The 24298-nt window shown below is 46.9% G+C and carries 35 protein-coding genes; 6 read left to right on the forward strand and 29 right to left on the reverse strand.

What is annotated here, in order from left to right; translation table 11 throughout:
* Positions 1 to 7 precede the first annotated feature (7 nt).
* From A3849_RS14025 to A3849_RS14055, 7 genes are all read right to left on the reverse strand, one after another.
* Positions 8 to 379, reverse strand: coding sequence for a hypothetical protein (locus A3849_RS14025; RefSeq protein WP_074111978.1), 372 nt, complete (start codon positions 377 to 379; stop codon positions 8 to 10).
* A gap of 5 nt (positions 380 to 384) precedes the next feature.
* The gene (locus A3849_RS14030; protein WP_074111979.1) at positions 385 to 657 is read right to left on the reverse strand and encodes a hypothetical protein; all 273 of its coding nucleotides are present in this window, start codon (positions 655 to 657) and stop codon (positions 385 to 387) included.
* A complete protein-coding gene (locus A3849_RS14035; protein ID WP_074111980.1) occupies positions 647 to 2218 on the reverse strand; it encodes an ATP-binding protein in 1572 nt (523 codons plus the stop codon). Before A3849_RS14035 ends, A3849_RS14030 begins: the two co-directional genes overlap by 11 nt.
* A 17-nt stretch (positions 2219 to 2235) precedes the next feature.
* On the reverse strand, positions 2236 to 3141 hold the full coding sequence (locus A3849_RS14040) for a Gabija anti-defense Gad2 family protein (protein ID WP_074111981.1): 906 nt from the start codon (positions 3139 to 3141) through the stop codon (positions 2236 to 2238).
* Between the two features lie 202 nt (positions 3142 to 3343).
* Entirely contained in the window at positions 3344 to 3577 is a 234-nt protein-coding gene (locus tag A3849_RS14045; protein ID WP_074111982.1) for a hypothetical protein, read from the reverse strand.
* Between the two features lie 63 nt (positions 3578 to 3640).
* Positions 3641 to 4006: a DUF7667 family protein gene (locus tag A3849_RS14050; RefSeq protein ID WP_074111983.1), complete on the reverse strand. Its 366-nt coding sequence runs from the start codon at positions 4004 to 4006 to the stop codon at positions 3641 to 3643.
* Positions 4007 to 4166: 160 nt separating this feature from the next.
* On the reverse strand, positions 4167 to 4376 hold the full coding sequence (locus tag A3849_RS14055; protein ID WP_074111984.1) for a helix-turn-helix transcriptional regulator: 210 nt from the start codon (positions 4374 to 4376) through the stop codon (positions 4167 to 4169).
* Positions 4377 to 4545: 169 nt separating this feature from the next.
* On the opposite strand from A3849_RS14055, the gene A3849_RS14060 reads away from it, so the two are divergent.
* Positions 4546 to 5193, forward strand: a complete 648-nt coding sequence (locus tag A3849_RS14060; protein WP_083613500.1) for a LexA family protein — start codon at positions 4546 to 4548, stop codon at positions 5191 to 5193.
* Between the two features lie 43 nt (positions 5194 to 5236).
* Here A3849_RS14060 and A3849_RS14065 read toward each other — a convergent pair whose 3' ends face one another.
* From A3849_RS14065 to A3849_RS14085, 5 genes are all read right to left on the reverse strand, one after another.
* A complete protein-coding gene (locus tag A3849_RS14065) occupies positions 5237 to 5512 on the reverse strand; it encodes a LexA family protein (RefSeq protein ID WP_074111985.1) in 276 nt (91 codons plus the stop codon).
* A 484-nt stretch (positions 5513 to 5996) separates the two neighbouring features.
* Positions 5997 to 6377: a LytTR family transcriptional regulator DNA-binding domain-containing protein gene (locus A3849_RS33985; RefSeq protein WP_074111986.1), complete on the reverse strand. Its 381-nt coding sequence runs from the start codon at positions 6375 to 6377 to the stop codon at positions 5997 to 5999.
* 13 nt (positions 6378 to 6390) lie between these two features.
* Positions 6391 to 6528, reverse strand: a complete 138-nt coding sequence (locus A3849_RS14075) for a cyclic lactone autoinducer peptide (protein ID WP_083613501.1) — start codon at positions 6526 to 6528, stop codon at positions 6391 to 6393.
* Positions 6525 to 7046 carry an accessory gene regulator ArgB-like protein gene (locus tag A3849_RS14080; protein WP_256700777.1) on the reverse strand — a complete coding sequence of 174 codons (522 nt, stop codon included), beginning with the start codon at positions 7044 to 7046 and terminating at the stop codon, positions 6525 to 6527. The genes A3849_RS14075 and A3849_RS14080 overlap by 4 nt, the downstream gene beginning before the upstream one ends.
* 1 nt (position 7047) lies before the next feature.
* Entirely contained in the window at positions 7048 to 7680 is a 633-nt protein-coding gene (locus tag A3849_RS14085; RefSeq protein ID WP_074111988.1) for a hypothetical protein, read from the reverse strand.
* 127 nt (positions 7681 to 7807) lie between these two features.
* On the opposite strand from A3849_RS14085, the gene A3849_RS14090 reads away from it, so the two are divergent.
* Positions 7808 to 8503 (forward strand): hypothetical protein, encoded by a 696-nt coding sequence (locus tag A3849_RS14090; protein WP_074111989.1) that lies wholly within the window; start codon positions 7808 to 7810, stop codon positions 8501 to 8503.
* Between the two features lie 38 nt (positions 8504 to 8541).
* On the opposite strand, the gene A3849_RS14095 is transcribed toward A3849_RS14090, so the two are convergent.
* Together A3849_RS14095 and A3849_RS14100 are read right to left on the reverse strand one after the other, a co-directional pair.
* Positions 8542 to 8934: a YhjD family protein gene (locus A3849_RS14095; protein ID WP_074111990.1), complete on the reverse strand. Its 393-nt coding sequence runs from the start codon at positions 8932 to 8934 to the stop codon at positions 8542 to 8544.
* Between the two features lie 107 nt (positions 8935 to 9041).
* Positions 9042 to 9338, reverse strand: coding sequence for a helix-turn-helix domain-containing protein (locus A3849_RS14100; RefSeq protein WP_074111991.1), 297 nt, complete (start codon positions 9336 to 9338; stop codon positions 9042 to 9044).
* A gap of 127 nt (positions 9339 to 9465) precedes the next feature.
* On the opposite strand from A3849_RS14100, the gene A3849_RS14105 reads away from it, so the two are divergent.
* The 4 genes from A3849_RS14105 to A3849_RS33325 all read left to right on the forward strand — a co-directional run bounded on the left by A3849_RS14105 (position 9466) and on the right by A3849_RS33325 (position 11460).
* Entirely contained in the window at positions 9466 to 9678 is a 213-nt protein-coding gene (locus A3849_RS14105) for a hypothetical protein (protein WP_256700771.1), read from the forward strand.
* A 59-nt stretch (positions 9679 to 9737) separates the two neighbouring features.
* On the forward strand, positions 9738 to 9953 hold the full coding sequence (locus A3849_RS14110) for a hypothetical protein (protein ID WP_074111993.1): 216 nt from the start codon (positions 9738 to 9740) through the stop codon (positions 9951 to 9953).
* Between the two features lie 309 nt (positions 9954 to 10262).
* A complete protein-coding gene (locus A3849_RS14115) occupies positions 10263 to 10625 on the forward strand; it encodes a hypothetical protein (protein ID WP_256700772.1) in 363 nt (120 codons plus the stop codon).
* A 151-nt stretch (positions 10626 to 10776) separates the two neighbouring features.
* Entirely contained in the window at positions 10777 to 11460 is a 684-nt protein-coding gene (locus A3849_RS33325; protein WP_074111994.1) for a hypothetical protein, read from the forward strand.
* A gap of 38 nt (positions 11461 to 11498) precedes the next feature.
* On the opposite strand, the gene A3849_RS14125 is transcribed toward A3849_RS33325, so the two are convergent.
* The 15 genes from A3849_RS14125 to A3849_RS14195 all read right to left on the reverse strand — a co-directional run bounded on the left by A3849_RS14125 (position 11499) and on the right by A3849_RS14195 (position 24293).
* Positions 11499 to 11717, reverse strand: coding sequence for a phage holin (locus A3849_RS14125; RefSeq protein ID WP_074111995.1), 219 nt, complete (start codon positions 11715 to 11717; stop codon positions 11499 to 11501).
* A gap of 2 nt (positions 11718 to 11719) precedes the next feature.
* The gene (locus A3849_RS14130; RefSeq protein ID WP_074111996.1) at positions 11720 to 12439 is read right to left on the reverse strand and encodes an N-acetylmuramoyl-L-alanine amidase; all 720 of its coding nucleotides are present in this window, start codon (positions 12437 to 12439) and stop codon (positions 11720 to 11722) included.
* Position 12440: 1 nt separating this feature from the next.
* A complete protein-coding gene (locus A3849_RS14135) occupies positions 12441 to 12797 on the reverse strand; it encodes a hypothetical protein (protein ID WP_074111997.1) in 357 nt (118 codons plus the stop codon).
* 195 nt (positions 12798 to 12992) lie between these two features.
* Positions 12993 to 13655: a hypothetical protein gene (locus tag A3849_RS14140; RefSeq protein WP_074111998.1), complete on the reverse strand. Its 663-nt coding sequence runs from the start codon at positions 13653 to 13655 to the stop codon at positions 12993 to 12995.
* A gap of 3 nt (positions 13656 to 13658) precedes the next feature.
* Positions 13659 to 16334: a phage tail-collar fiber domain-containing protein gene (locus A3849_RS14145; RefSeq protein ID WP_074111999.1), complete on the reverse strand. Its 2676-nt coding sequence runs from the start codon at positions 16332 to 16334 to the stop codon at positions 13659 to 13661.
* 13 nt (positions 16335 to 16347) lie between these two features.
* Positions 16348 to 16899: a phage tail protein I gene (locus A3849_RS14150; RefSeq protein ID WP_074112000.1), complete on the reverse strand. Its 552-nt coding sequence runs from the start codon at positions 16897 to 16899 to the stop codon at positions 16348 to 16350.
* Positions 16892 to 18019 carry a baseplate assembly protein gene (locus A3849_RS14155; RefSeq protein WP_074112001.1) on the reverse strand — a complete coding sequence of 376 codons (1128 nt, stop codon included), beginning with the start codon at positions 18017 to 18019 and terminating at the stop codon, positions 16892 to 16894. Before A3849_RS14155 ends, A3849_RS14150 begins: the two co-directional genes overlap by 8 nt.
* 1 nt (position 18020) lies before the next feature.
* Positions 18021 to 18356, reverse strand: coding sequence for a lysozyme (locus tag A3849_RS14160; protein ID WP_074112002.1), 336 nt, complete (start codon positions 18354 to 18356; stop codon positions 18021 to 18023).
* On the reverse strand, positions 18353 to 18757 hold the full coding sequence (locus A3849_RS14165; protein WP_256700773.1) for a phage tail protein: 405 nt from the start codon (positions 18755 to 18757) through the stop codon (positions 18353 to 18355). Before A3849_RS14165 ends, A3849_RS14160 begins: the two co-directional genes overlap by 4 nt.
* Entirely contained in the window at positions 18754 to 19149 is a 396-nt protein-coding gene (locus A3849_RS14170; RefSeq protein ID WP_074112003.1) for a phage baseplate assembly protein V, read from the reverse strand. Before A3849_RS14170 ends, A3849_RS14165 begins: the two co-directional genes overlap by 4 nt.
* A 1-nt stretch (position 19150) precedes the next feature.
* Positions 19151 to 20182, reverse strand: a complete 1032-nt coding sequence (locus A3849_RS14175) for a phage late control D family protein (protein ID WP_074112004.1) — start codon at positions 20180 to 20182, stop codon at positions 19151 to 19153.
* 2 nt (positions 20183 to 20184) lie between these two features.
* Positions 20185 to 20388 (reverse strand): tail protein X, encoded by a 204-nt coding sequence (locus A3849_RS14180; protein ID WP_074112005.1) that lies wholly within the window; start codon positions 20386 to 20388, stop codon positions 20185 to 20187.
* Complete coding sequence (locus A3849_RS14185) at positions 20385 to 23249, reverse strand: phage tail tape measure protein (RefSeq protein WP_074112006.1); 2865 nt, start codon at positions 23247 to 23249, stop codon at positions 20385 to 20387. Before A3849_RS14185 ends, A3849_RS14180 begins: the two co-directional genes overlap by 4 nt.
* 196 nt (positions 23250 to 23445) lie before the next feature.
* A complete protein-coding gene (locus A3849_RS14190; protein ID WP_074112007.1) occupies positions 23446 to 23766 on the reverse strand; it encodes a phage tail assembly protein in 321 nt (106 codons plus the stop codon).
* 11 nt (positions 23767 to 23777) lie between these two features.
* Positions 23778 to 24293: a phage major tail tube protein gene (locus A3849_RS14195; protein ID WP_074112008.1), complete on the reverse strand. Its 516-nt coding sequence runs from the start codon at positions 24291 to 24293 to the stop codon at positions 23778 to 23780.
* Between the last annotated feature and the right edge of the window lie 5 nt (positions 24294 to 24298).

The following is a 24298-nucleotide window of genomic DNA, read 5'->3' on the forward strand; positions in this document are numbered from 1 at the left end:
ATTCCTCCTAATTAAGCCCGAGCAGGCTGATTACTTGATGGATTGCAGTGCGAGCAGATAAGTCTTTGTACGAATCAGTGGAATACTGGTCCAGCAGGCCGCTAAGTCGGCTCTGGTCAGCGTTTGAAATAAAGGTTTCTGGGAAAAGGACCGGCTCTATTACTTGGGGTTCAGTGGGCTGTGCCAAAAGCTTGACGTCTGCCAATTCGCTGATTCCATTCGCCAACGCCAGAGCCTCTGGCATAGGCAGGTGCAGGTTGCTCATGTCCTCGTGGAAAGGAAAGGCTAGTGTTATGCCGTATGAACCGCTATAGCGGCGGAGGACAATACAATCATCCTGGCGACCTGTATAGCTTGTTATTTGAACGGTTTTAAGCATCGCTGTTACCCCCTACTGTAGAATCTCGGACGCGCTTCCCTCCGAGTCTTCGCAAGCAGCTTACGTCCAGTGCGGTTAAGGATACCACCGTACTCCTTCTTGATAGTTGCGGAGACGCTGGAGAGGCCGAGAGAACCAGGGACGTAAGCTTTCTTCTCTGATGCCTCATGTTTGAATTGGCGGCGGGATTTGACATTTGCCAGGTCATATGCAGCACCAGATTGCAGAGCAGCGATAAGTGCAAATTTCTTATTGGAGAATTGGAATTTAGTTGGCATGGGATAATTCCTCCTGTTTGATATCAAGTTTTTGGTCTTCCACGGCCCGCAGCAGAATCAGCTGCCCGGCGGGCTGCTTGATCTTAAACACGCTTTCCGAGTCGTCCACCGCTAGAGGAGCCACGATCTGAGACAGCTCACTGAGTACGGCGGTCAGTTCGATACCGGCATGTGCCCGCTCTGACCGTGAGAGTTTGCTGTACGGTTTACCGTCACGCTCAATCTCAAACCAAGGGTCCTTATCTCCAGTGCTCTTTATCTCCTTGAAGAGATTTATGGTAAGTGTGGAGAACATGCCTTGTATCTTGGCTGCTTGCAGTTCTGCCTCCTTGGCCTCGTAAGCCTTGATAGAGTCAAGAACAAAGATACTGTCGTTCCGGCTAGTAAGGGTGTCTGTCTCCTCGGCGCGGGCTTTGTCCAGGTCGGCCTGCAACGGTCCGCGAATACTTTGTGCTGTAATAGTGTCCGCCGTCACATCCCGCTTCTGCTCCAGCTCATTCCGGTGCATGATCAGCTCCGAAACGTCGATCAATTCAACGGCAGCAAGCTCTGCCTCAATTGCCTTGCGTTCTGTTACAGCCTTGCTGTGCTCGTCATGCAGGGGCTTCTTGCGGTCCTCTTTGTTTTGCTTAACGGCTTCAACCGCTGCCGGATCAAGCGCCCGCTTGCAGGTTGGGCAATCCTCGGCAATCTCCTCACCGTGAACCTTCATATAACGAGCCTTGGCTGCTTCAACATTCTGCTGTGCTGCCCGTAGGCTGCTTTCCAGGACAATCCGCTTCCGTTTCGGCTCCTCGGCCAATTCGATTTTTTGCTGAATGGCCGTGATCTGTTCAAGCAGCGCCGCGTCCTGAGCTCTGACTTCCTCGATATCCGCTGGCGGCTCCGGCAGCTTGGAAAGCTGATGGTCAAGCGCCTCAACCTTACCCTCTGCCCGCTTATGAGCAGCGTCCTTGTCGTTCTTGTTCTTGGTATGGATATCCTTAAGCTGTTGCAGCTTGTGCTTCTTCGTGAGCTCCGTGAGCTTCTCTGCCTGCAGGTTGAGCACAATATCCTTCTGCTTCTGGACTGCCGTCAGGCGGCTCATTTCGGCGTACACCTCTTTAGGAGCCGGCGGAGTAGCGTACCGCGTCATGAGTTCGCGCTGCTTGCTCCAGTGCAAGGTGAAGAAATACCACGGGTTGAATAGTGAGAGGAACAGGTCCCGGTCAAACAGGGATTTGACAATATCCTCGAAGTCTCCGGCCTTGAGTGGCGCCTCATTGAAGTAATAGGTTGCCTTGCCCTTCTCGATGCTGCGACCCAGGAGAAACGGCGTTCCATCTACTTCCAGAAGCGTTTCGGCCTTAACGATATCGAATTTATAATTGGTCGGAGTCGGATCAAGCTTGCTGCCAAGCGTATCTGTGCCGTACAATACCCATGAGGGGATTTCAATAATGCTTGACTTTCCCTTCCCATTGTCGCCGGTGATCTCTGTTCTCTCGCCAAAGGTAACTATGAGATCCCGGTGAACCTTGAAATTGTGCGCAGTGGCTGATTTGATTTTGATCTGCTGCATGTTCGTGTGTTCCTCCTTTAGAACAACCGGTCTATGATTTCAATTAGATAAGCGCTGCTGATTTTGAAGTGCTGGTCCGCGTCCTGCTTCTCCTGCAGGATAGTGATGATCTGGCGGAAATACGCCGCGTCCATTCCAATAAGCTGATCCTCTAGCACTTTCAGGTCCGATAAATCCAGGTCATGCAGCTGCATTGCCATTTTGAGGTACTGCCCCGCATTGATTGTCCAGCCCCGCTGTATGAACTTCCGAGTACGAATGATTGAAGCCAACGGATATTTTGACCCATGATATAGAAGCTCTTTTGTGAGGATGGCCTCCAGCGCTTTAGCCGGAAGTTCTAGGTGTCCATCCGAAGATCTCCACCAGCTCATGGCATGAACGAAATCATAATTGTCATGAATCTCTTCCGGGGACCCGTAGAAGCGAATCACCATCTGAATTTTGTTGGAGAGCGTAATTGCGTTGTCCGTCAGGAAGATCGGTCTGAATTTCGGCTTATCGTCTTCTTGCACTGTCTCCAGGACATCCACCGCGTCATTCACATAGGACGCTGCCTCTGTTGGGTCAACCGTCTCGAAGTATTGATAATTCTCTGAACTCCCCTCCGAAGCGACCCCAGCAGACTGCACTCGAATGCGTACCCGCTGTTCTTCGATGATCACTCGTGGTTTGATTGCTCTGTCCGGATGAGCCGTATTGAATTTGTTGACGTAATAGTTAGCCACCGCCTCAACGGTCTCCCGATTGGTAAAGTAGTAATCGTAATCGTTGACTGCCTCACCCCGGAGCATGGATACAATTGCGCCGCCAGTGATGATAGAATTTTTCTTTACAAGCTCCTTCGCGGCCTCATCATCAATAGACTCGATAAGCTTGCTGTGCAGGTTAGCAAAGACCGTTTTTATCGTCTTTCGCTTCACGTTTTAACCTCTCTTTCTGCCCGTTTTTGGGCTCAAAACCCCGATTTTGGCAAAAAAATAATAGGCCTACTCGTTTTCTTCGTTTTCGCAGTCTTCACACTGCCGTGGATGGCCCGGCTCTTCGCCATCAATAAAGCCTCCACAGCGCAAGACCACTCAAAATATCATCTGCTGCCTGCCCCATTGCTCTATTCACCTCCTCTCAAGCTTTCCGGGATGCCCGTCTATCGTTACTGTTCACCGGAACATGCCCCTCAAGGTTCTTTTTGGCTGCCGCTGTATCAATCCTAATGGCTACCGGCTTTCCGTATTTCCCGAATAGTTCCGCACGTTCAATACCATGAGCCTTCCGGCAATGGTTGACTGTAATAACGTCCCCTGTATGGCCGCAATTCGGATATGGGCATCTGACCGTCCCACTGATTCTGAATGTCATGCTGACACCGCCAGTCTCTTAAGGGCGCAGTCCCAATCTCTGGTAAGCTGCTCCCGGAGGTTGTTATATTGGCGCTGCCACTTGGCAGCCTGCAGCATATGACCAGACTTGCTGGCACTGTTCGCTAATCTCCTGTAGAGCAACATGTAACCCTTCAATTGCTCCTCCGATATCCGTCGTACAACTCGTTTCATAAAGCGCCGCCTCCATCTCGTCAATCAATTCACAAAAGTGCATTACCAGGTCCATATGCCCGGCGCACTGCGCTGCATACGCCGCCTCCTTGAGTCCGTCGATATCCTGGACCAGTTGAGCGTTGAGCTTCAGAAAGTGCAGCAGTTCGGCTGCCTGGATGTCCTGGAGCGTCCCAGCCATGTACTGCAGGTAAAGCTCGGCTAAACGGCGGTGTGTATTGTGGATGGTAATCATTGAGATTCTCCTTTCTCTAAATCTTCGAAATCACGGATGCCGCTGCCGATGTTGATTGTGATTATTGGTATGAGCAAGAGTCTTCACCATCCTTTCTGAGATAAGATGATTTAGTTTTCAAAGAGCGTTTCCATGGTGATGAAGCGGAATGTCAGGCTTTTCATTGTGTCTTATAAAGACACTCCGCTTCAAAAAAATTTTCGAATGGAACTTTAAACATCCGACTGAGTTGTGCTATTTCGTCAATATAGAACTTGTTATGCCCGTTTTCCTTTCGGCAGTACCCGTTCGCAGATAATCCTAATGCTTTCGCAACATCCTTAGATTTCATTCCTGAATTCACTCTTGCTGCTTTAATGGTGACCTTCATTCCCTCACCCCCTCTGTTGTGTCTCGTCGTGTCTTTTTAAGACACCCATAGATTAGCACCACTTTTTTGCATCGTCAACCCTTAAAAGACACGAAATAATATTTATCTTGTATATAGTGTCTTTTTGTGGTTATACTATATTCAAACATTAGATGAAGGGGAATTTACAATGACCGGTTTGAACGAAACAAAAACTTTTTATATTGTGGTGGGACAGAATATTAAAAAGTACCGCGATCTTAGAAATTACAGCCTTCAGGTGTTGGCCGAAAAGATAGGAATAACAAAAAAGACAGTTCAACGATATGAACATGGTGAACACAAAATAGACATGGATCGCTTAAAAGAATTAGCAACTGCTCTGGATGTTTCTGTTAGTCAACTAACTGAAGGTGCATATACATACTTAGGGGAAGAGCCCACGGAATCAGAAAACATAAGCTTACCAATCGTAGGGAAGATATCTTGTGGAAACGGCGCGGTAGCATACGAATCAATTGAAGGTTATGAAACTACTCCCCGGTCATGGATAAACGGTGGTGCGTACTTTTATCTGCGAGCCAAAGGAGACAGCATGAATGGTGCTCGTATTTTTGAAGGGGACCTATTACTGATTAGGCAACAAGAAGAGGTCGAAGACGGAGAAATAGCTGCAGTACTTATAGACGAGGAGGCTGTGCTCAAGAAAGTGTACAAACAGAGCAACACCCTAATTCTGCAATCCACCAATCCCAATTACGCCCCAATTATATTCACCGGTGAAGAAACTAACATTCGCATTATTGGTAAACTCAAGAAGGTTGTTATCAACTTCTAAACTCATACAATAAAGCAGCCCGCCTAATGTTGGCGGGCTGCTTCTATGTAGGTATGCAGTTCATAATTATCGTCCCTATAACAATGACCGAGTCTCTCAGTTCATGATCATATTGCAGATTAGATGGGATCAAGAGATAGTTATCTTCCTGCTCTTCAATTCTTCTAAATTGGAGTTTAGAGATATCCTTTTCATCGACGATAGCACAAATATCAGTTGCCTGGAAATAATCCGATTGCCTCACAAGAACATGATCACCAGTATAAATCCGGTCTCCAGACATGCTATCATCCGTAACACGGTAGTAAAATTTGTTCATATTGCACCCCCATGATGATATAATTCAGTGCCTGCTACCAGACCGCTTGAAGGAAAAGGGAATTAAAGCTGCAGCTTTTGCTCGACACATGAAATATCCGGTGATGCATACATGTCCTTGGAATTTGCAATCAATGCAGCCCATTACCTTAACTGTAGGGTAACTGACTTATTATGTACTTAATTGGTCTGGTGATAGGTAAGAGTAGATTTCCTACTCTCCTCCGAACAGTTTGTTAAGCATCCTTTATCAATGTTCTTCTTACCTTTCGCTTTACCCCACATCAAAAGCATTTACTTGTTTATTTGTCAATGGGGATTCAAAACGCGAATCCCTGTACTCCTATTAAATCCCATAATTGACTAATTGTAAATTTCAATTCATCGCGGTGAATTGTACAACCGTATCCCCCTTGTTTCGACAGGATATGATAAGGTAAGTATGTTATAATGCGCAAAAAAATAGCTACCCCGAAGGATAGCTATTAATTAAACACTACTGATGATTTTGATTCTCTCACAAGTTGACAAACTTTTTTAATTCCGCTTTTTGACATCGTGCAATATTTTGAATCATTTGTCCGTTCTCGCTCGAAGTAAGCGACCTTCAGCAAGTTATTGATTTCCACGATGTTCTGGATATTTATACTATTATTGCGATCAGCCAAGTAGAATGTATACCCAGAAGCATTTAATACCCTTGTCCAATACTTTAGTGTGCCGGTTGTATAAAACACGGAGTCTAAAGTGTGTAATAGTATGGTGCTTGACGAACTATCAGTACCAAGGAATATGATATCATCCCCTCTTACAGGCACGAGCCCTGACCGCCCCTCTACATCTTTAGTCGCGCTTATAATGCACATACTCAACCTCCATCTATTTCAGCAGTTCTTCAGGCACTTCCGGCTGATTGATGTATACAATACTAGCTGTCGTAGTTACAAGTATTGTAGCTACTGCCAAAAGAGTAGTAGCCAACTTGTACATAGTTTTACGTTGTAATTTTTTAATCATAAAGATTTCACCCCCTTCCAGGATAAGAATAGACTTATTGCTTGTGCCAAAAAGCTGACCGCGATAGCTGGCGATCCGATCAAGACATTAGCGAAAACCAACACCGCTGCGATTATCTTAAGTTTCGGCCAGTGACGCTTGGGAATCCGCGTCTGACGTTCAATGCCAATGGGAGCCAGCCATAGTACAAGGGTCAGGCTCACTAGATTCATCGTCTGGACATATACAGCGCCCATATCCACATAAGATAAAAGCGTAAAGAGTACGGTGGTAAACAGCACGCAAAACGTTCCTGATTTGAGATGGACGCCCCCAGACACTTGTCGCAGCAAAGCGAACGATATCAAAATCAAAGCCGCTGCTGCTATGCGCCCAGTTAATAGAGACACGCCAAATGTCAATGTAACGATAAACGATACATTGAGAATGACGGCGATGACGAACTTAAGCACAGCATGCGATGCCGGGTGATCTGGAACTGTATTTTTTATCCCTGTTGCCAATCTTGAAGAAATCATGTCAATCAATGTCTTCCTCTGCCTCCTTGCGAACCGCATAGTATAGTAAAAATATCATCACTGCAGCAAAGAACAGTATGTTAACAAACAAATCATTATAGTAAAATACAACAGAAACAAAGACTAAAAAGATAGCGATTAACAAGATCATTAGTACATCTTCGAATTTAAAGCGAAGCCGTTCAAAATCGAACTTAAATCCCCATCCAATTTTATAAAGCCATATTGAAAGCAGTATGGTTATAAATCCGCTCGCAAACTGCAGCAAATATCCGTTTGAAATATCCCCTTGGGCTGCTGAGATAGATCCGAAAAGTAGCTTTGCCAGGCCCGTTTGCAGAAATGCGTAGGCCACGTAACCCAGTACTGTAACAACCACAGACCAAATCAATGGTATTTTGACCACAACCTTGAAAAAGAATGCATATAGCAAAATAGTGATCAATGGAACGAGGTAAGAAAGTGAAAATTCATTTCTCATTATGTAACTTTGAAGATTGATTAATAACACCATAAACAAGGCTTGCCAAAGATAGTTTTGAAATTTAAATCGAAATAACGACATGATCAGACAATAAACGGAAATTGCTTCAATTGTTGAAAAAGACATATACCCTAATGGCTCCCAGGACATACATACACCGCCTACAAAGTAATCTTTCGACATAATTATATATCTGTGGTCCTATTCTAGTATAGAAATATATTCCTGTATCTGATAGACTGTTTTTGTTATAAATTATCATTTTTAGGGGGATAACATGAAGAAACCATTCTATAAGAATTGGCTATTTTGGGCGATTATAATTATTGTTGGTGGTATCATCGGATTAACAACCAACGATAAAGATACTGTTGATCAAGCTGAGCCTGCAGCCACTGAGAAGGCACAACCGACTGTAGTCGAGACCACTCCAGAACCAACAACTATTCCTACTGAAGCACCAACGGTTAAACCCACTATCCAACCAACCACAGCACCAACTCAAGCAATATCCGCTGATCAAGTGCCTTTGTCAAAGGATGAGGTGCTTGCATACACAGCAAACCTTACAGGAAAAACCTTCATCAAAGAGGTTAAAGTTGGTACGGATAGTATAAGTGTGATTTTCTTCAAAAATTTTAAAGAATACAAAGATGCCAACCCGAATTCTGGTATAAAAAATGAAGATTATGTAAATTATTTCGCTACTGGAGATCAGATTAATAAGTTACTTATGCAAGAAACGAGCCGACTATTTAAGCAATTCCCAGGAACCGCAACGGTTGATATGACCATACCCTATGATGGGAAAACGTACTCTGTGGATTTGACTAAAGGAGCCGTAGAAAGCTTTTATAATGTAGACTTCAGCACGCTTACTTCAAATGAAATATGGCGTGAGAAGATAAGTGGTCCCCATTTCAACAAAGGTGATAGACAAAAATTCGTTGAGAAATTTGTTACAGTAAAATAAAAAAACCCCGGGATCTCCCCGGGGTTTTGCTATGTCGCTCAGGATTTCGCTTTGGTCGATGCTTCTTTTAAGGTATCCCCCAGCTCTGAAGTATACTTTGTCAGCTGAAGGCCGATTTCCGCCTTCATAACGTCCCGAGTGAGTCCGAAACGCTCAGTATACCCCCTACAATTTATCTGATGATAGATAACAAAATCAGTCTGCTCGTCGCCAAGGATTTTGATATTGGATTGTTTAAGCTCTCGCCGCATCCGGTATTGGTCCTGTTTGATCCGCCCCAAAACGGCATTCCCGGCCATCAAGTAAAGGCGCTTGAGGATATTCGCGGAGTGCTCTATATCCCCTAAACTGTTTTGCACCATCTGTTCCATGTACTTCAGTAGTATGTAATCGCGGAGCATGGTCCGCTCCTCTATTGTCATGTTACTCATCCGTGCGCCCCCAAATAAGAACGTTTGTTTGTATTATAACCGGGATACTTATTTTTAATCAATGGATATATTTTTTGTCCAATAAAAAAAGACTGGGGAGAATGTCCCTAGTCTTTACTCACTTCATTGTTTTCGTAATACTCATTGACTTTACGCCAAATATCCAACTCCACCTGTGAGAAGCCTCCAGGATTGACCTGCTCATCTTCCTGGTACTCGATAAGCTCCGAAACGTCTTTCAGGCCGAAATATTTCATGAGCTTTTCCAGATGCTCGGGAGACCAAGTTTTAGCTGTATTATTCTCGTAATCCTTCAATGTATTCCAACGAATATCAAGTTTTTCGCTCAGCTCCCTGACACTCGGTTTGCTCCCTCTTAATTCTCCAAGCCTTAACTTCAGCATAATATCACCTCACCAATAATATACAGCACTCCTTACTATAATTCAACTATTTTCGTTCATATTAAACTTATTTTGTTGACATTCAACATAATTCGTTGTATAATAAGAATATAGAAAGGAGGTGAACATGATGGACAAAATCACAATGGCAGCTTTTGAAAAGCTCCAAAAACGAGAACACCTCCTGAGAGTAGCCCGCGAACGATTTGCACTCGGTCGCAGCTCCCGGGAGGAGTTCAAAGAAAGACAGGCTGAAATTCTTCGTCAATACGCTCTAACGGAATCCGAAGAAACAGCCTACAATATCTACAGTCAGATTACCAAACAACGTCGTAATTAGCAAGTCAGGAGGAGCCGCAAGGCTCCTCCCCTAAATAAAACCGGAGGAGGAAATTGGTTATGAAACCTCGCCGTCGAACTGGATATCTGGATTACGCTGTTATGGACAATGTGATTTTCCCGCTACTGCTGGCCGATGAAGCTTTATTTGGTACCTTGATAGATGCCAGCGATAAGGGAATGGTTGAGCTTGTCCATAAACAACGGAGCGCAACTCTACTAGCGGGCATACGCGGGAGGGAAAAGGGATGGAGAAAACCAGAGTTGAAAAAATAAAGCGGATCGGAAACAAACTGGTCTACTCACATGAAGGACGATTCTTTGTAAAAGGAAGTTATTGTTATCGCCCGGAGAACATCGGTGGAAATGAGTACACTGAGGTACATTGTGTGCTTGGATACTGGTACATCAAATAACACGGAGGTATGGCCCTTCTTAAGGAGAAAACAACGGAAAATTAATACTTCGTTCCCGTTATGTTCGGTTTACTTAGTAAATCTTTTGTGGTACATTTAAATCACAGCAAGGGGATACGGATAACCAACAAACCGGAGACACCGGATGCGGTTGAAAGGATAGATAACCATGATGAGAGTACAGATCACCGAAACAAATGAAATCAAAGAACTGACACTGATTGACCCAAAAACGGGTGTTGATTATGTTCAAGATTTTATCGGAAACTATGATGCGCTCGCAGATGGTCAGTTCACTTGGAACGAAGGAGCCGGTGCTTTCCTGGCTGAGCAGGATACCTTCTCCTGGTGGTCGCAAGTTATTGAAGATCAAAAAGCCTTAGACGAACGTATTGCGGAGTTAAAAGAATCTCACGATTCCGAGGATGTTGACGCCGTTGTAAATGCTGCAGCTGATGTAGATCTTGAAAACCTTGCTGCTTCAGTAAATAAAGCTTTGGATGAAGAATTCGGGGTCACTGAGGGAAAGTAGTAACGCCCCTCCAATACGTCGATTCTGCTTGGCTCTCCCGTCATTTAGGGACATCCAAGCAGAATATCGGCCAACAGGCAAAAAGAGCGATGAAGGGTGGATATCGCGGAGATTTCCCCCATCCAGATGCCTTTGTCGAGGGGCGGCCATTATGGTTGAAGGAGCGCTGGGAGAAATGATGCAAGACCGGACCTGTAGTACATGCAAGCGTGTGTTTCCAGGAGGACCAAGCGCCTTATATTGTCCGGCATGTCGCAAGGAACGTCAGCGAATTTACAATAATGAACACAAACGCCGAAAGCGTTTAGGATTAACTCGGGAGCTTGGGAGCAGTGATACATGCGAACGATGTGGAAAGTTATATACTGTCCAAGGTGGGAATCAACGTTTCTGTGAGGAGTGCCAACCCATTCACAGATTAGAGTATGATGCTCAAACTTCAATCGTGTTCTACCACCAAAATAAAGTGGAAATCAATCCAGTGCGCAATGAGCGCCGCCGGATCGGACTTGTCTCCTGTATTATTTGCGGGGAGGAGTTTGACGCGGAGGGAACCAATCGTCTCACGTGCTGTGAAGAACACGCTCAGGAGTATAGAAATAAATGGTGGATAAACAATTACTACAAAAGTCGTGGCGGTGAACCAATGCCACAGGGTGCTATGCGCCTTTCGGATATCGCCAGAGAAACCGGCATTTCCCACTCCACAATAAAATCCCGTTATCAAGCCGGTACTATTTCTGATCCTGACGGGTTTACGTATGTCGGAGATCCTTACTGGTTCAAACTCCCCGCCATGAAAAATAAAAACAAAAAAAGCCCGCCGACCAGTTAAGGTTGACGGGCTTTTGCCGATACTTTCCGACTACACACTCAGTGTTTCCGATCCGTGTAGCCTTTGCCAGCTTCCGGGTTACTCACGATCCCCAGTACCACCAAGATACCTAAGACTGCATTCACCGCCGCCGTTACCTCGTCATACTTTTCCGGGGCCAGGTGTACCCCGAAGATTGCCCCGATTGTCTGTACACCCAAGAGCACTGCTGCCGTCAAAGATACCCACAAGCCATAGTTACGCCATTTGCTATTCATGGTTATTTAGCCCCCTTGATTGTAAGTGTGGCTGTCTTCGTTACGTTGTTCCAATTCACCTTTGCGCCGAGCGCCTCACCTACTGCAGCCAACGGAACATATACTTTACCCTCAATCAAAATGCTGTCGTCCGCCAATCTATTGCCGTTTACTATCGTTTCTGCCTTATCAACTTTCACGTCTTCATCCTCCTTTGTTTTTAACGCAGCATATAACCGGCTCCATGGGAATTTAGGTCCGGGACAGTATGGCTTACGAACTGGGTCCACCTGAAAATGTCCAATCACATGCTTATCATCAAACGCTATAGGCTTGCCATAGATCCTTTGTACTTCAGCGCTGATATATTTGTGCAGCCATACCGTCGCGGCGAACTGTGCCTCTGTCAGTGATCCGTCCGTCCCTTCGTGCTCGATACTGACAGTGTACTTATTTGGATTTACAGGTGATAGCTCCTTAATAAGTGGCGCTGTCGCTTTTGCAATTGCTATGACTGACAATCCATTAGCCCAGGCCATACGATCAATCGGTACATACTGATGAATCTCTCCGGCCTTAGAAACGCCAAAGTGGGCGCTGCTCTGCTCATTTCCGGACGATGTGAACCAGGAATCCATGCTGTTCATAGTGCCGCCACTGATGTGGTCCACGATTGCAATCGGAGCGTGACCGTCCCGGCTGCTGCTGTTAGTGTACTGATTGCCTTTTTGGATAATTTGCATTTCACTTTCCCCCTAAAAAGATATATCCGATAATGACGAAGATCGTCCCGCCAAGCACATATTTAAGCAGGTCCATCCAGAATTTACGTTCGGTTTGATTGTCTTTTCCAGATTGTTGCAATAGCATGAAAATCCGGTTTTCTAACTGATCAAACTTTCCCATAATCGCATTGAACTGCACTTTCATTTCAATGGTGGATTCCTTGATCTGTTTGATATTCTCTTCATGGCGATGGTCATTCTCTTCCAGTAGCCTGAGTTTTGTGTTTGCAGTGACATTCTCAGCTGATAGCCGCGTAAACTCCACAGCCATCCCCTGCAGCTGCTGCTCCACCTCTTCCAGCCTTTGTATCGGCATTACATCCCCGCTCCCTCCTCTGTTTTGCGCTCCCCCGTCTGACATTATGAACGGCTCCCCTCTATCTCTATTGGTAAAATGATAGCCACCGGGAACAACCCCGAGGGCAAAATAAAAACGCCTCTATGGGCGCCGAAAAGGGTGGAAATATTCACCACATTTGATTACTTCATGCTTAAGTTTGTGCAGTAGTTGCTAAAAATAGCTGTATCTGATTTGAAAGCTTACTCCAGACGCATTATTAAGCGAAACTGTGACAGAACCTGATGTACTAAGATAGTAATAAAATGATATGACACCCGTAGCTGAATTAAAACTACTGAGATCAGCTCCGCTTACTACATTGTTGGCTGAAGGTCCTATTTTAGTTCCCATACTTCCCGATCCAGCGGTATAGGATGCTGCCAGGCAGAGCTGGTTTGTCCCCGTTAGGCTGGATTTTAGAAAGTACGTTGCACTCTCTGAGGGTTCTATGGTGTAGCTAAGTAATGTCTTCCCACTGGGAATAGTGTAATTAATCAGGAAGCTTATGCTTGTGGTTGATACAGATGCTGGGGCAGTAAGTCCAATTGTCTGCAAGTCCCCTACGGGTGTGGGTTGATAAGTTCCAGTCCATCCATAATAGGTTACTGAAGCTTTAAGGTCTGCAGGATTAATGTACACTCCCGCAACGTTTCCAGATCCATTATGGTACCCTTCAGGAATACGCTGGTTGGTCCTACTAGGTGTGAAGTTCATAGCACCATTATCAATCATAGTGCCGTCAGCATTGTATAGAGTACCCGAGCTAAATTTCTTCCCTGTCTTAACATCAGTTGCTGCGGCTGTTCCGGGTAATATAAGAGTTGTTGTTCCCATAGGTTAAGCCTCCTCTATAACTACTGAAATCCGAGCTGCGTTCGCTACACTGCATGTGGTTACTACATTCATACCACTTCCACTTGCAACGTTAAGAAACAGAGGTACGAAACAGTACCCGCCCGCTGCTGTGAAGGCTTTTGACGGCACGATGTATGCCGTGTTTGCTCCTCCGGCATCTTGATACCAAACAGCTATTTCTACTGTGGCGGCCGCTGTCAGGCGCAGGTAAGCCTTAACTGTCACATTTGCAGATGAGGTAAAAGATGCTGCGGACACCAAAGTATTAGCGGCTGTAGTAGACACTAAAAACTCTTTATCATTTGAACGGGTTTTTGATACAGTGTTTGCATATGCCAGAGTCATAGGATTTCCCCATGCAGCATCTGTTTGGGCGGCTTGATAGTGAAAAATCTGAAACGTAGATTTATCAAAGACCAGCGCATTTACTTTCCCACCACTGGCATCGTCATAAGTGTTAAGCACGATCATATCTGAGTAGTCAGTAGAAACGGCACCGTTTAAACCAGATCGTGAAACAAAGTAAGGAGCAAACTGCCCTTTACCTGTTAGGCTAGGTCTGATATCACGGGTAGTAGTAGTGGCAACTAGCCTGCTATGTTCATGTGCTATCGGAGCAAAAGTACCTGCGAAGGAAGTGGAGTCAACATCAGTAAGTATTCTCCGCCAAGGTCCCCATACAGTTTCTGTACGCGATCTGTAAGACTTCGTATAAGGGGAAGTAACAGATATTGCTTCTTGCTCCAAAAATCCGTTAAAGCCCACGAAGACTTTTAGTAGCCCATACGACATACCTGCAGCTGGTCCATTTGTATACGAGCCTTCAAAAAACACATATGTGCCTGGGTCTGTGTAGTTGTCAACATTCCCGGTAACAAATAAGTGTCTAATTATAAATAGTTCGTAGCTATTCTCCGTACCGAAAAGAGTAGTCCAAGTGGAGTCCCACACGCCATTAATTCTCCGTCTGTATCTAAAACTCTTCTTGTTTATGTCTCCTGTATTGATTGGCATAAATACTTGGTGAGCATAGAGTCCACCTACGTCCCACGTAAAGTGATTTAGGTAACCTTGGTTGGCTCCATCGGAACCTGGGAATGGACTACCTGTCCAGGTAGCAGGAACGTTATAAAATCCATTGTCGTACAAGATGTCTGCATTAGTAATGTAGTTCCCTAGCTTCCCTATACCAGATACAGAAGCTTCGTTTAAGAGCTTTTGTCCAGACTGCGTAGTTGTATCGTTCGGTACGGTCTGTACAGCCCTAGGCAAAGTTGTAGCTGTGCCTGTATACACTGTACCCATAGTAAGAGGTGTTACAGCGAATGGGGAATGACGTCTAATCAGAACGGTAAATGTATTGCCCTGAGAGTTCAGCATCTCTAGCGTTATAACGAACCTAGAGTTGGTCGTATCTGACTTAAGGTCTGAAATTGCAACACTGTCTTGGACAGGTCCTGTTACATCGGTGTATTCGCTGGTTTGAGAGTCAATCCCACCAGTTGCATTAGCAATTATATTTATGCGCTTCACTAGTTTCCCTTGAGACTGACCAAAGGACCATGTTCCACTTACTTCAACTTCGATGTAGCCTGAGACGCCCTCAAAAGGAAAATAAAAATCCATCTTTTGGTTAGCTACACTAGGCGCTGTACTAAATGCGTACCTACTAAGGGAGTACCCCGGCAGTAGAATACCATCTGCTAGCACGTTCCGCTTTGCATCGAGCGCAGCTACACCACCTGCTATACCTCTTTGTCCTGTAGATATTGAGGCGGCAATTGCTGCATCTCTAGCTGCATCAGCTTTAGTCTGAGCCCCTGCAGGCGTTTCTTTAGCGTTCCAAGTAGTACGTTCTGCAGATGAGATATGTCTAGTGTTGTCGTTAACGTGTATTCTAGTAGCGGCTAAAGTAATGGCCGGCGCGTCAAAAGGGTTTGTAGTGCCTGTGATTGTTTGGAAGTACTTGGCAATCCAAGAGAGCCACTGTGTAAGCGTACCTACCAGACCATAGGCGGTAGTAGTCGCTGGGTCGGCTGTGCGGTTACCGATTACCGTATCGTTAGCCGATCCAGGGCCGCCTGCTCCGGCAGTTATGTCCGCTAACTTGTTCTTTTCAGCATTCGTAAAATCATTCGTAGACAGCCCTTTACCGGAAATTTTGTCCACTTTCACAGCTGCTACAGCGTCCAGCTCAGATTTCAGAGCAAAGACCAGTGAATTATCAATCATAGCGGTGATATTTGCAGCCGTGCCGACGATCACCACGCAGTCGATAGCTTTTTCGATGATATCCGAGCCGCCGCCGGCAGCTATATAATCCGCTGTCACCCCGGCGTTAGCGTAGGCGTACAGGATTTCTCCGACATCTGGGTCCTGAGCAAAAACGCCGATCTCCCGGAAAAAAAATCCCGTTGTGATATCGGCGTTTGAGAGAGTCGCGCCTATTACCGCTTTATTGGGCGGTTGCGGGCGCAGACGGGAAATAGGTAGATTTTTTTTGAGTGATATCAGGCCATTAAGTGCGGGCACCGATTGCCCACTGAGAGAACCGTCACCGACAGCAATCCTTGTATAATTGAGCTGCGTCCCTGCCTGCGCCTTACCTTGCAGCACAAGGCCCTTATTTGTTAATGACATGCCGCCAAATACTGCCACGGCTTACCCCTCCTTAAATCGTTATATGATCCCCGATGTGCAAGACCACACCGAAATATAGCGGCAAATCCTCCGCTTGCGTAATTGTTACACTGTCCAGTACAGCAGAGAGGCGTTTGACTGCCTCCACCGCTTCAATAAATTCCTGCGCTCGCGTTGTCGTTACGTCCGCATTATTCGTCAATACCCGGAAGTGATACGGATCGCCGCCATACTGCCACCATTCTTCAACTACTCCCTCACCGAACAGAATCGCAATCAGATCCTCGACGGCTTTCGGCGTACCCTTGTGCCGATGAAACGGAACCGCATTTTTAACAAGTATCCGCTTTTGATCCAATGGCAGCTCTGAATCATAATAGGGCGGATTGTATTGCCAGGCTAGTTCGTCAGTTTCCGCGTCCGTCCACTCCGCCGCCCGCCCGAAGATATCCAGGGCCGCAATCATGCCAGTAGTCTCCTGGAGCTGCGTATCCAGCGCTGCAGCAGCGGCAGCCATCGCCGGATCAGACCGGATCGACGGCGGCAGCAAATCAAGCAGGCTTACCGTTTGGATATTAATCATCGACCAGCCCTCCATAGGTGATTGTGGATGGTTTGTCTTGGGCGACTTGTGTCGCATCCAGCGCTGTGTACACTGGAGCTATCGGCACTACTCGCAGCGCCCCAGCTGCCATGACGCGGGATATCAGCTCCGAGGGGTTGATATCCCGCCCCAGTTTGGACCTCTGCCAGAGCTGATATCCAGCGACTGCCGTCGTTACCGCTGACTGGATAGCTGGAACCTCTGCCGCCCGGCTGCGACCGATATAATAGGTCAGCGTCGTGTCATAGGATGCCGGAGTCGGAGCCGTCACCGTTACCTTGTCTGTCAAAGGCCGTATGCCTCGGTCTTCCAGCTTCTCCGCTACTGCGGCCAGCACATCCTGCCCAGGGATCTGCCCGCCGACCATCAGAGGCACAATCGTAACCTTGCCTTCATCCGGCGAGTAGGCGTGTACGTCCAATATTGCAGCTGATGTGGACTTTGCCCAAAATTCATAGGCTCCACGTGGGCCCGCTGTGCTGTATGACTCCGGCGCGGTGCGGATACGGTCTTTAAATGAGGCATCCATCTCCGCAGCCGCTCCCCCGCTGCTGGCCGTCAGGTTGGTTGCCGTTTGCACAAATGGTAGTTGGTCCATGAGTACATTAATCTGACCGGGCGAAAAGCCGTTTCCAGCCGGGCCGGATGTTGAGCACGCCGCTATCACTGTGCCGGTTGTTGCCCCGGCAGGAATCTCCATGTACTCCGTAGTTGCAAAGTATATGGAGCCGTCGCCGCCCTGAGCACCGACCCGCGTTCCTGGTGGTATACCCGTAGCTGAAGACAGTGGAATGGATAATGTAAACTGCAACGTGGTAATCGCCGCAGAAGCATTCAAGCGCTCTGATCCCTGGAAAGCCCCCATATGGTCCAGGGCCACACCGGAGGCAAAACGCAGCAGGTTGCCCTTTGCCGTTTGGTTAATAAGCACCCGCTGCTGCACGATGATGGTTGCCAGCGAAGACAAAAACAGCCTTACCGGATCGGCAGGCTGAAGTGTGCGGCCAGTAAGGCCCTCATATATGGTTATCACATTTTGCTGAATCTCTGCGGCATCCTCCGGTGTAAAGAGGATTTCCGGTAAATCAACATATTCCAAGTTACTGCACCCCCTCTGCCAAACTATACCGCACTACGGCTCTTAGGCGACCTGTCAGCGCGTCCACCAGATCACCATTAAAAGATACCTCAGTGATTACCGCGCGGGGCTCCTGCGTAGCGACAGATGTCATGATCTCGCCAATCAACCTAGCTCTTGCTATCGGATATGGCTCATCTACAATGGAGAGATCCAAGCCGACATCACGAGCGAGCGGAGCGCTACCCAATGGTGTTGTTAGGATCATCCGTATATTTTGGGCTACCTCTTCAGCCGTAGTATCTGGTGCGAAATTAATCGTGGATGGCTGAGTCATATCTACTGTGTGTATGCTCATTCTACGTATTCCTCCAGACTGACGGCGGCCGTGGCATGCAGCACGTTACCAACATTGTCTATCTTTGTCCACGCCTGGTTGAGCCCTGTTATAACCCATAGACCGGTTCCGATACTCTTTCCGCCAATAATCAGGGGCAGTGCCTTACCCGCTCGCTCAATCACTTTCAACTTATCCAGTTCTTTGCGCGGGTTGAGCTTAAAGCGGGCGTCGAACCACATCGTGAATGATATCGTATCAAGTCCCGGCCCGAGAAACTGTGTCTTGGGCTGCTGTCCGATGATATCATGCTTCGCAAATCTCCCGGCGCTGTTTCTGGTGAAATCCTGAAAGGTCCGTATTGCCTCTGGGGATACGACGAATACCACTGTTCCCAAACTACCGATCTTGCTCATTGTCATAAGCTGACACCTCCCCGCGTTATGGAGCCTGTCACGGTTAAATTTCCGTCGATTCTCACACCGCTGGCAGCTTTGACCTGAAGCATCTTGGCAACACGGTCATAATAGACATAGCTGCCGTCTTCAAACCAGATTCCAAACTGGTTGCCATTGCCTGGCGGGTGTTCTTCCCCGCCGTAATATGTGCCGAGGCAAAAGCCTGCTGACTGTCCATTATCTAAAAAGACACACAGCACGGTTTCGCCTGGCTCTGGTACGGCGATGCATTTCCCCCAGCCACCTGCAGTAATAACCGGCAACGGCGCAGATACCATGTCATCCCTATCTGCGAACGCCACCCGTACGCTGCTGGTTTTAGGGTCCGCCGTGGATACGGTGCCTATTTTTATCATGTCACCACCCCAATACTTTACGAATTCCCAGCGATGTTACATACCCGCCACTACCAAGTGAATGGGAACAAGATTCAATGATGTACTTACCATCAAATCGTTTCCAGCCCTTAATGTTGATTGTCAGGCCGGTTGCCATACGGATATCACCCATCAGTGTTAAGCTCCCCTTACCTGCCTCCTTATTCTTTTCCCGAAGACTTTTCTGTGCCAACCGGAGAGCTGCTGCCTGTGAATCCACCTGTTCGTTAAGCTTAAGTACAGGTCCCTTTTTTGGCGCAAAGGGCGGCGAATATGTGGCCTTGTAGGTCTTTTTGGCCTTGGCATCGGTGTAACTGACCTCACAGGCGCGGTAGGCCACAAGGGTTGTGCTCCAGCCAAACCCATAAGACAGCACGTTATCTTTGCCACGAGTAATGGTAGCTATGGTCTTTTTTTTCTCATAATCCGACTCGTCAAATAAAATGAGCTGGCCCCCCGCAACTTTGATTGCAATAGCCTCTTTTTTTGCTGTATCTACTAAAAAAGCCAGGTCAGACATACCGCTCTGGTCCAGCCGGTCATAAGACGGATTGTCCTTGGTTTCATAGAGGAGCTTCAGTCCTGAGTTCTTTGCGACTTGCGCGGCTACTGTCTTTAATGCGACTTTCTCCCAGCTCCGCGAACGTTTCTCTTGCCTTATGTCCGAGCCGAGGGGAATAGACAGGGCTTTGATAGATACCGCATCCGGTGGCCCCTTGAACTCAAATGTATCCACCTCGAAAGAGCCGAGGGGCAATTTCTTGATCTCCCCTCGTTTCTCCCAATTGACAGTTCTGATTTCGACTTTTATCTTGTCGCCCTCAACCGGAGACCACGGACCAAGCCAATTCTGTGCCCTGTCCTCCAGATTGATAGATATATCGTCTGCATCACCCGGGGCGGCATCGTTATAAGTAAAATCAGTCAGAAACTTTGCAAGGTCAGTGGAAACGTCCTTGCCGTTGTAATTGATCACCAGCACCGCCCTGCGAGCGTCCTGTATCTTTTCCAAGGTTATTCCTCCCTTCTCCACGGTGGTAGCGTGTCAGAGGCTTCAGCGGGCTTCTCCGGAACATTGAGTGTAACATTGCCGGAGAATACTACCGTCGCGACGTGCTGCGGGTTTGCATTGATCAACAGCGTCATAAGCTGAGCATCACCGTATAGATTAAAAGCGATACCATCCCAGGTGTCGCCTTGTATTGTTGTATATGTCATATTGATAAGCTCACCCTAGCTCTCTGCTGGTTCCAGCCCTTCATGCGCTTGTCAAAGTCGTCATGTCCTGCCTTAACAGCCATGTCAACCGTAGATTTATCAGCATTTCCTTGGATAATGATGGTTGGATTATAGTTGATCACCATTTTACTGTTGTCGGTGTTTGCATTTCCGCCGCCCATGCTCCGGTTAGCAGCCTGCAGCAGCCCCTGTGATCGTGCCGAGTTATTCTCTGGAATAATCCATTCCGGTGATCGACCTTCGCCCACCCACGCCAGTTCTGGACTGTCAACGTAGCCGCCCTTTGCATACCCGCCAATCTTGGGAATCTCAGGGATACTAAAGCCGAATGTTTCCCCGCCCATGCCGGGCACCCAATCGGGAATATCAAAGTTCACTTTGTTGATTCCCCGAATGGCTGCATTTATGGCATCTACAGCGACATTGATCGGGAATGCAAGGATTGCTCCAAGACCGTCAAATATACCTTCAAATACTTCTCGGATACCTTGCCATGCTTTACCCCAATTACCCGAAAACACTCCGGTTACAAAGTCGATAATTCCGCCTAAAGAGGTAAGCAGCCCACTGATCACACCGCCAATGGTATCAATTGCATTGGAGACAACAATTTTAATATTTCCCCAAACTATTTGAAAAGCGAGGAACAGCAAGTCCAGTGTTGGCTTCACAGCCTCGAACATACCGCTTATCCACCCTCCGATTGCTCCAAAAGCCTCTTGAGTCTTGGTAGCTATACTCATGATTTGAGGCATAAGTGCTGCAATAAGCCGCGAAATCTGTGGAAATACCTGAGTGCCTAAGTAAGCAAAAATGTCTTGAATAATCGGCCAGAGTTTGCCTGCAAGGTAAGTCGCTATAGGAGAAATTGCATTGTAAACAGCTTTGAATCCTGAAACTGCTGTCGTAACCAGAACACCGAAAATCGGGGCTACTGTCTTGATGATATTGCCGAGTGAAGCGAAGACACCTTTGATACTCGGCAATAATCCAAGCAGATTCTTGCCGAAGTCGGCCCAATAATCCATAAGACCGCCGACAATTTCCTCAAACCCGGAAGTGATGCCCTTCATGTCCTTTTTTTTAAATCCAAATAAACCGGCGATGTCGAACCCCCCGGTGAATAACTTTTTACCATTCTCAATAACTCCACTGATACTGCCGAAAATGTTTTTCACGGTATCCACAACTTGAGTAGCCGTGGAGAAGTCAAGGCCCATCCTGTCTAAAAAATTGACTGAAGCCGCCGCGCTCTGATCACTAAATCCACTAGATAAAACTTTACTTATAACTCCAACGGTATCAGAGACAACATCCCCAACTTTGCCAAATGCCCCCATTACAGCAGGCACCCAAACTGTCATTTTGCCAGCAAGTTCTGAAAATATAGGTAGTAGTTTTTTTGAGATAGGGAGGATCAGGCTGGTCTGAAGCGTCCGTCCTATTCCGCCGAAGGCCTGGCCTATCGTGTTGTACTTTGTTGCTGCAATCTCATCAATAGTTGCTTTGGTAGAGTCAAATTGACTCTTTGCATTTCCGAGAGACGTAATGACTCCTATTTCCATATCCTCTGCTTGCGTTCCGAATAGCCCTACAGCTGCTGCTGATTGTTTTGCCGGATCTTTTACAGCTGCAATAGCCGCAACAACTTGATCAAATGCCTTTTTAGCTGCAGGACCGCCAGCAGCAAATGTCGCTGTCATTTTCTCTGCATTTAATCCGAGTGACTGATACGCGGCGATACTCGTCTTTGAACCATCCTTTGACCGGATGCCGAACTCCTTAACTGCATCACCAACTTTATCCAAGTTAAAAGCCCCTGCTTCAAGCCCCGCAGCAAATGTATCAAACATCTGATTAGCATTGAACCCGATTTTGTCGAAATAGACGCTATACTCATTGGCACTGTCTAATAATTCCCCGGATTTATTTAATCCTTTTTGCCATCCTTGAGCAAGAAGGTTGTAAGCTTTGACCGAATCACCACCAAAATTTTTAACCATTGTATCAGTCGCTTTCACTGATTCGGCAACATCTTCTCCTGCGGCATCTCTGAACACAATCGCACTATTGGTTGCATCTTCAAGTGCCTTTCCAGTTTGTTTTGTCACCTGTAGAACAGTGCTCATGCTTTCAGCAATATCATAAAAATTCTCACCCATATTGTTGTTGTAAAGGTCCTCAGCAATCTTGCTGAACCCCAGCATTTGTTTGTCAGTAGCCCCGGTAGATGATTGAATTTGGTTCATCGCTTCCTGGTACTCTTCTGAGAACGAAAATACTGCATGTGCAGCTAATCCGGCCCCAGCCGCAACACCAGCTATGGCACCGCCTGCGATAACCGCCCCGCTAAGAGCCCACATACCTGAGCTGTCGCCGCCTTCACCTTCGCCTCCACCGCCACCGCCAGAATCTCCTGGCTGCGGCCCTTGAATGTCGTTGATCTCCCGCATACGGCGCTCAAGTTCCTGCATATCGCGCGTGTACCTTTGAAGGTCGTTGCCGAACATGTTGGAAGGCATGCGTATACGGGCGATCTCTTGCAGATTACGGGAAAGTTGCGCTGACTCTTTGACGGCATCTTTGAGCTCCTTGACCGTCTCCGTAAATATACCGTCAATATGCGGCATCCGGCGCAATTGATCAAACTCCCGCTCCGCTGCTTGCAATCCTTCGCGGAGTGGTCGGACCATATCGCCAGATATCCGAATTGCTTCGATTGCTCGGGCTGTGGTCTGCAGTTCCTGAAGATTTTCCAGCACCTTACGCATGCCAGTGTTATAACTGGAATCCAGCTTGGCCTGTAGGTCAAATGCTATTTTGTACTCTTTGCCGGCCATGGGTTATATCACCTCTTTTTCTGCCGTTGCTGCTGTTGCTGTTCGCGTTCTTTGGACATTTCATTCGCCGTCTCAATCCAGTCATACATCTCTTCAACAGGCATGCTAAGCCAGTGAGGAATTGGCGTGAAATAAGCAGAAGAAAGGGCCGCAGCCAGCTTTTTCAGCTTGTGCGGCCCCTCTTTATCTGCTAACCCTAGATGAGCAAAAAATTCTGCGCCAGCAGCCCCACTTTGGATACATCCTTGGCAGGAAGTTTGTTAAAGAATTCAAATGGTACTTTGGCTGCCGCAGCAGCAATATTGATCTGATAAGACAGGGATAATGCTTTAACAAACACAGGGATTTTTTGATCAGCATCGAATTGCGTGTTAATCCGCAACAGGTCTGCGCCCGTAAGTGCGTCAAAATCCAATGTAAGACTGGTGTATTCCTGCTCTTCAAAAACGAAAGGCCGACTAAGCGTGTAAACCCGCTCGTCAGCCTCAACTGCAATATTCTTTTTTTCGTTTGTCATTATTTAGTCCCTCACAGTGCCAAGCTTTTACGATAGGCGGCAAGATGATCCACGCCGTCAATAAAAGCAATGTAGTTGTATTTGTCAATCTCAATTTGTTTTACACCGTCAACCATAACCATCAGATATGTGCATTCAATTTCAATCGAGCTACCGGTATCGGAATTGGTTTCAAAAGACCCCATTGTCGTTGTTACTGGGATGCCTCTTATGCTGACCCGCACAGGTACAATCCTGTATTCACTGGCCGCAGAGTCGTATACCTGTTGAGCTCCACGAAAATCAAGCGCCTGGCTTTTTGGCGCAGAAAGTTTGAGCATTGGGACATCAATCGTTCGGAAATTAAGTGTTGTCCGCATGCTGCCATAATGGCCGATAGTAGGCGAATCCACTTCACCTGCAATGCCCGCGCCGCTCACTGTATCCGTTAGTGCTTCAAGGTTTGGCAGTTCCACATTCGATGTTCCAAGTCGTTCAGTACCATTGCGAAACACGCTGTACCCTGTTAACCGCTCAGGAATAATCATTAATT

Origin of the sequence: Paenibacillus sp. P46E (assembly GCF_001909095.1) — a bacterium.
Taxonomy (GTDB): domain Bacteria; phylum Bacillota; class Bacilli; order Paenibacillales; family Paenibacillaceae; genus Paenibacillus_AQ; species Paenibacillus_AQ helianthi.

Excerpts from the sequence above, each read along its gene's own strand:
- A3849_RS14060 (WP_083613500.1), top strand. The coding sequence starts at position 4,546 with ATGACCGGTTTGAACGAAACAAAAACTTTTTATATTGTGGTGGGACAG.
- A3849_RS14090 (WP_074111989.1), top strand. The coding sequence starts at position 7,808 with ATGAAGAAACCATTCTATAAGAATTGGCTATTTTGGGCGATTATAATT.
- A3849_RS14095 (WP_074111990.1), bottom strand. The coding sequence starts at position 8,934 with ATGAGTAACATGACAATAGAGGAGCGGACCATGCTCCGCGATTACATA.
- A3849_RS14065 (WP_074111985.1), bottom strand. The coding sequence starts at position 5,512 with ATGAACAAATTTTACTACCGTGTTACGGATGATAGCATGTCTGGAGAC.
- A3849_RS14075 (WP_083613501.1), bottom strand. The coding sequence starts at position 6,528 with ATGATTAAAAAATTACAACGTAAAACTATGTACAAGTTGGCTACTACT.
- A3849_RS14180 (WP_074112005.1), bottom strand. The coding sequence starts at position 20,388 with ATGACATATACAACAATACAAGGCGACACCTGGGATGGTATCGCTTTT.
- A3849_RS14160 (WP_074112002.1), bottom strand. The coding sequence starts at position 18,356 with ATGAGCATACACACAGTAGATATGACTCAGCCATCCACGATTAATTTC.
- A3849_RS14080 (WP_256700777.1), bottom strand. The coding sequence starts at position 7,046 with ATGATTTCTTCAAGATTGGCAACAGGGATAAAAAATACAGTTCCAGAT.
- A3849_RS14170 (WP_074112003.1), bottom strand. The coding sequence starts at position 19,149 with ATGATAAAAATAGGCACCGTATCCACGGCGGACCCTAAAACCAGCAGC.
- A3849_RS14115 (WP_256700772.1), top strand. The coding sequence starts at position 10,263 with ATGATGAGAGTACAGATCACCGAAACAAATGAAATCAAAGAACTGACA.
- A3849_RS14195 (WP_074112008.1), bottom strand. The coding sequence starts at position 24,293 with ATGATTATTCCTGAGCGGTTAACAGGGTACAGCGTGTTTCGCAATGGT.
- A3849_RS14030 (WP_074111979.1), bottom strand. The coding sequence starts at position 657 with ATGCCAACTAAATTCCAATTCTCCAATAAGAAATTTGCACTTATCGCT.
- A3849_RS14185 (WP_074112006.1), bottom strand. The coding sequence starts at position 23,249 with ATGGCCGGCAAAGAGTACAAAATAGCATTTGACCTACAGGCCAAGCTG.
- A3849_RS14150 (WP_074112000.1), bottom strand. The coding sequence starts at position 16,899 with ATGATTAATATCCAAACGGTAAGCCTGCTTGATTTGCTGCCGCCGTCG.
- A3849_RS14085 (WP_074111988.1), bottom strand. The coding sequence starts at position 7,680 with ATGTCCTGGGAGCCATTAGGGTATATGTCTTTTTCAACAATTGAAGCA.
- A3849_RS14135 (WP_074111997.1), bottom strand. The coding sequence starts at position 12,797 with ATGCCGATACAAAGGCTGGAAGAGGTGGAGCAGCAGCTGCAGGGGATG.
- A3849_RS14055 (WP_074111984.1), bottom strand. The coding sequence starts at position 4,376 with ATGAAGGTCACCATTAAAGCAGCAAGAGTGAATTCAGGAATGAAATCT.
- A3849_RS33325 (WP_074111994.1), top strand. The coding sequence starts at position 10,777 with ATGGTTGAAGGAGCGCTGGGAGAAATGATGCAAGACCGGACCTGTAGT.
- A3849_RS14105 (WP_256700771.1), top strand. The coding sequence starts at position 9,466 with ATGATGGACAAAATCACAATGGCAGCTTTTGAAAAGCTCCAAAAACGA.
- A3849_RS14125 (WP_074111995.1), bottom strand. The coding sequence starts at position 11,717 with ATGAATAGCAAATGGCGTAACTATGGCTTGTGGGTATCTTTGACGGCA.
- A3849_RS14130 (WP_074111996.1), bottom strand. The coding sequence starts at position 12,439 with ATGCAAATTATCCAAAAAGGCAATCAGTACACTAACAGCAGCAGCCGG.
- A3849_RS33985 (WP_074111986.1), bottom strand. The coding sequence starts at position 6,377 with ATGTGCATTATAAGCGCGACTAAAGATGTAGAGGGGCGGTCAGGGCTC.
- A3849_RS14035 (WP_074111980.1), bottom strand. The coding sequence starts at position 2,218 with ATGCAGCAGATCAAAATCAAATCAGCCACTGCGCACAATTTCAAGGTT.
- A3849_RS14050 (WP_074111983.1), bottom strand. The coding sequence starts at position 4,006 with ATGATTACCATCCACAATACACACCGCCGTTTAGCCGAGCTTTACCTG.
- A3849_RS14045 (WP_074111982.1), bottom strand. The coding sequence starts at position 3,577 with ATGACATTCAGAATCAGTGGGACGGTCAGATGCCCATATCCGAATTGC.
- A3849_RS14140 (WP_074111998.1), bottom strand. The coding sequence starts at position 13,655 with ATGGGAACAACAACTCTTATATTACCCGGAACAGCCGCAGCAACTGAT.
- A3849_RS14110 (WP_074111993.1), top strand. The coding sequence starts at position 9,738 with ATGAAACCTCGCCGTCGAACTGGATATCTGGATTACGCTGTTATGGAC.
- A3849_RS14165 (WP_256700773.1), bottom strand. The coding sequence starts at position 18,757 with ATGACAATGAGCAAGATCGGTAGTTTGGGAACAGTGGTATTCGTCGTA.
- A3849_RS14190 (WP_074112007.1), bottom strand. The coding sequence starts at position 23,766 with ATGACAAACGAAAAAAAGAATATTGCAGTTGAGGCTGACGAGCGGGTT.
- A3849_RS14025 (WP_074111978.1), bottom strand. The coding sequence starts at position 379 with ATGCTTAAAACCGTTCAAATAACAAGCTATACAGGTCGCCAGGATGAT.
- A3849_RS14100 (WP_074111991.1), bottom strand. The coding sequence starts at position 9,338 with ATGCTGAAGTTAAGGCTTGGAGAATTAAGAGGGAGCAAACCGAGTGTC.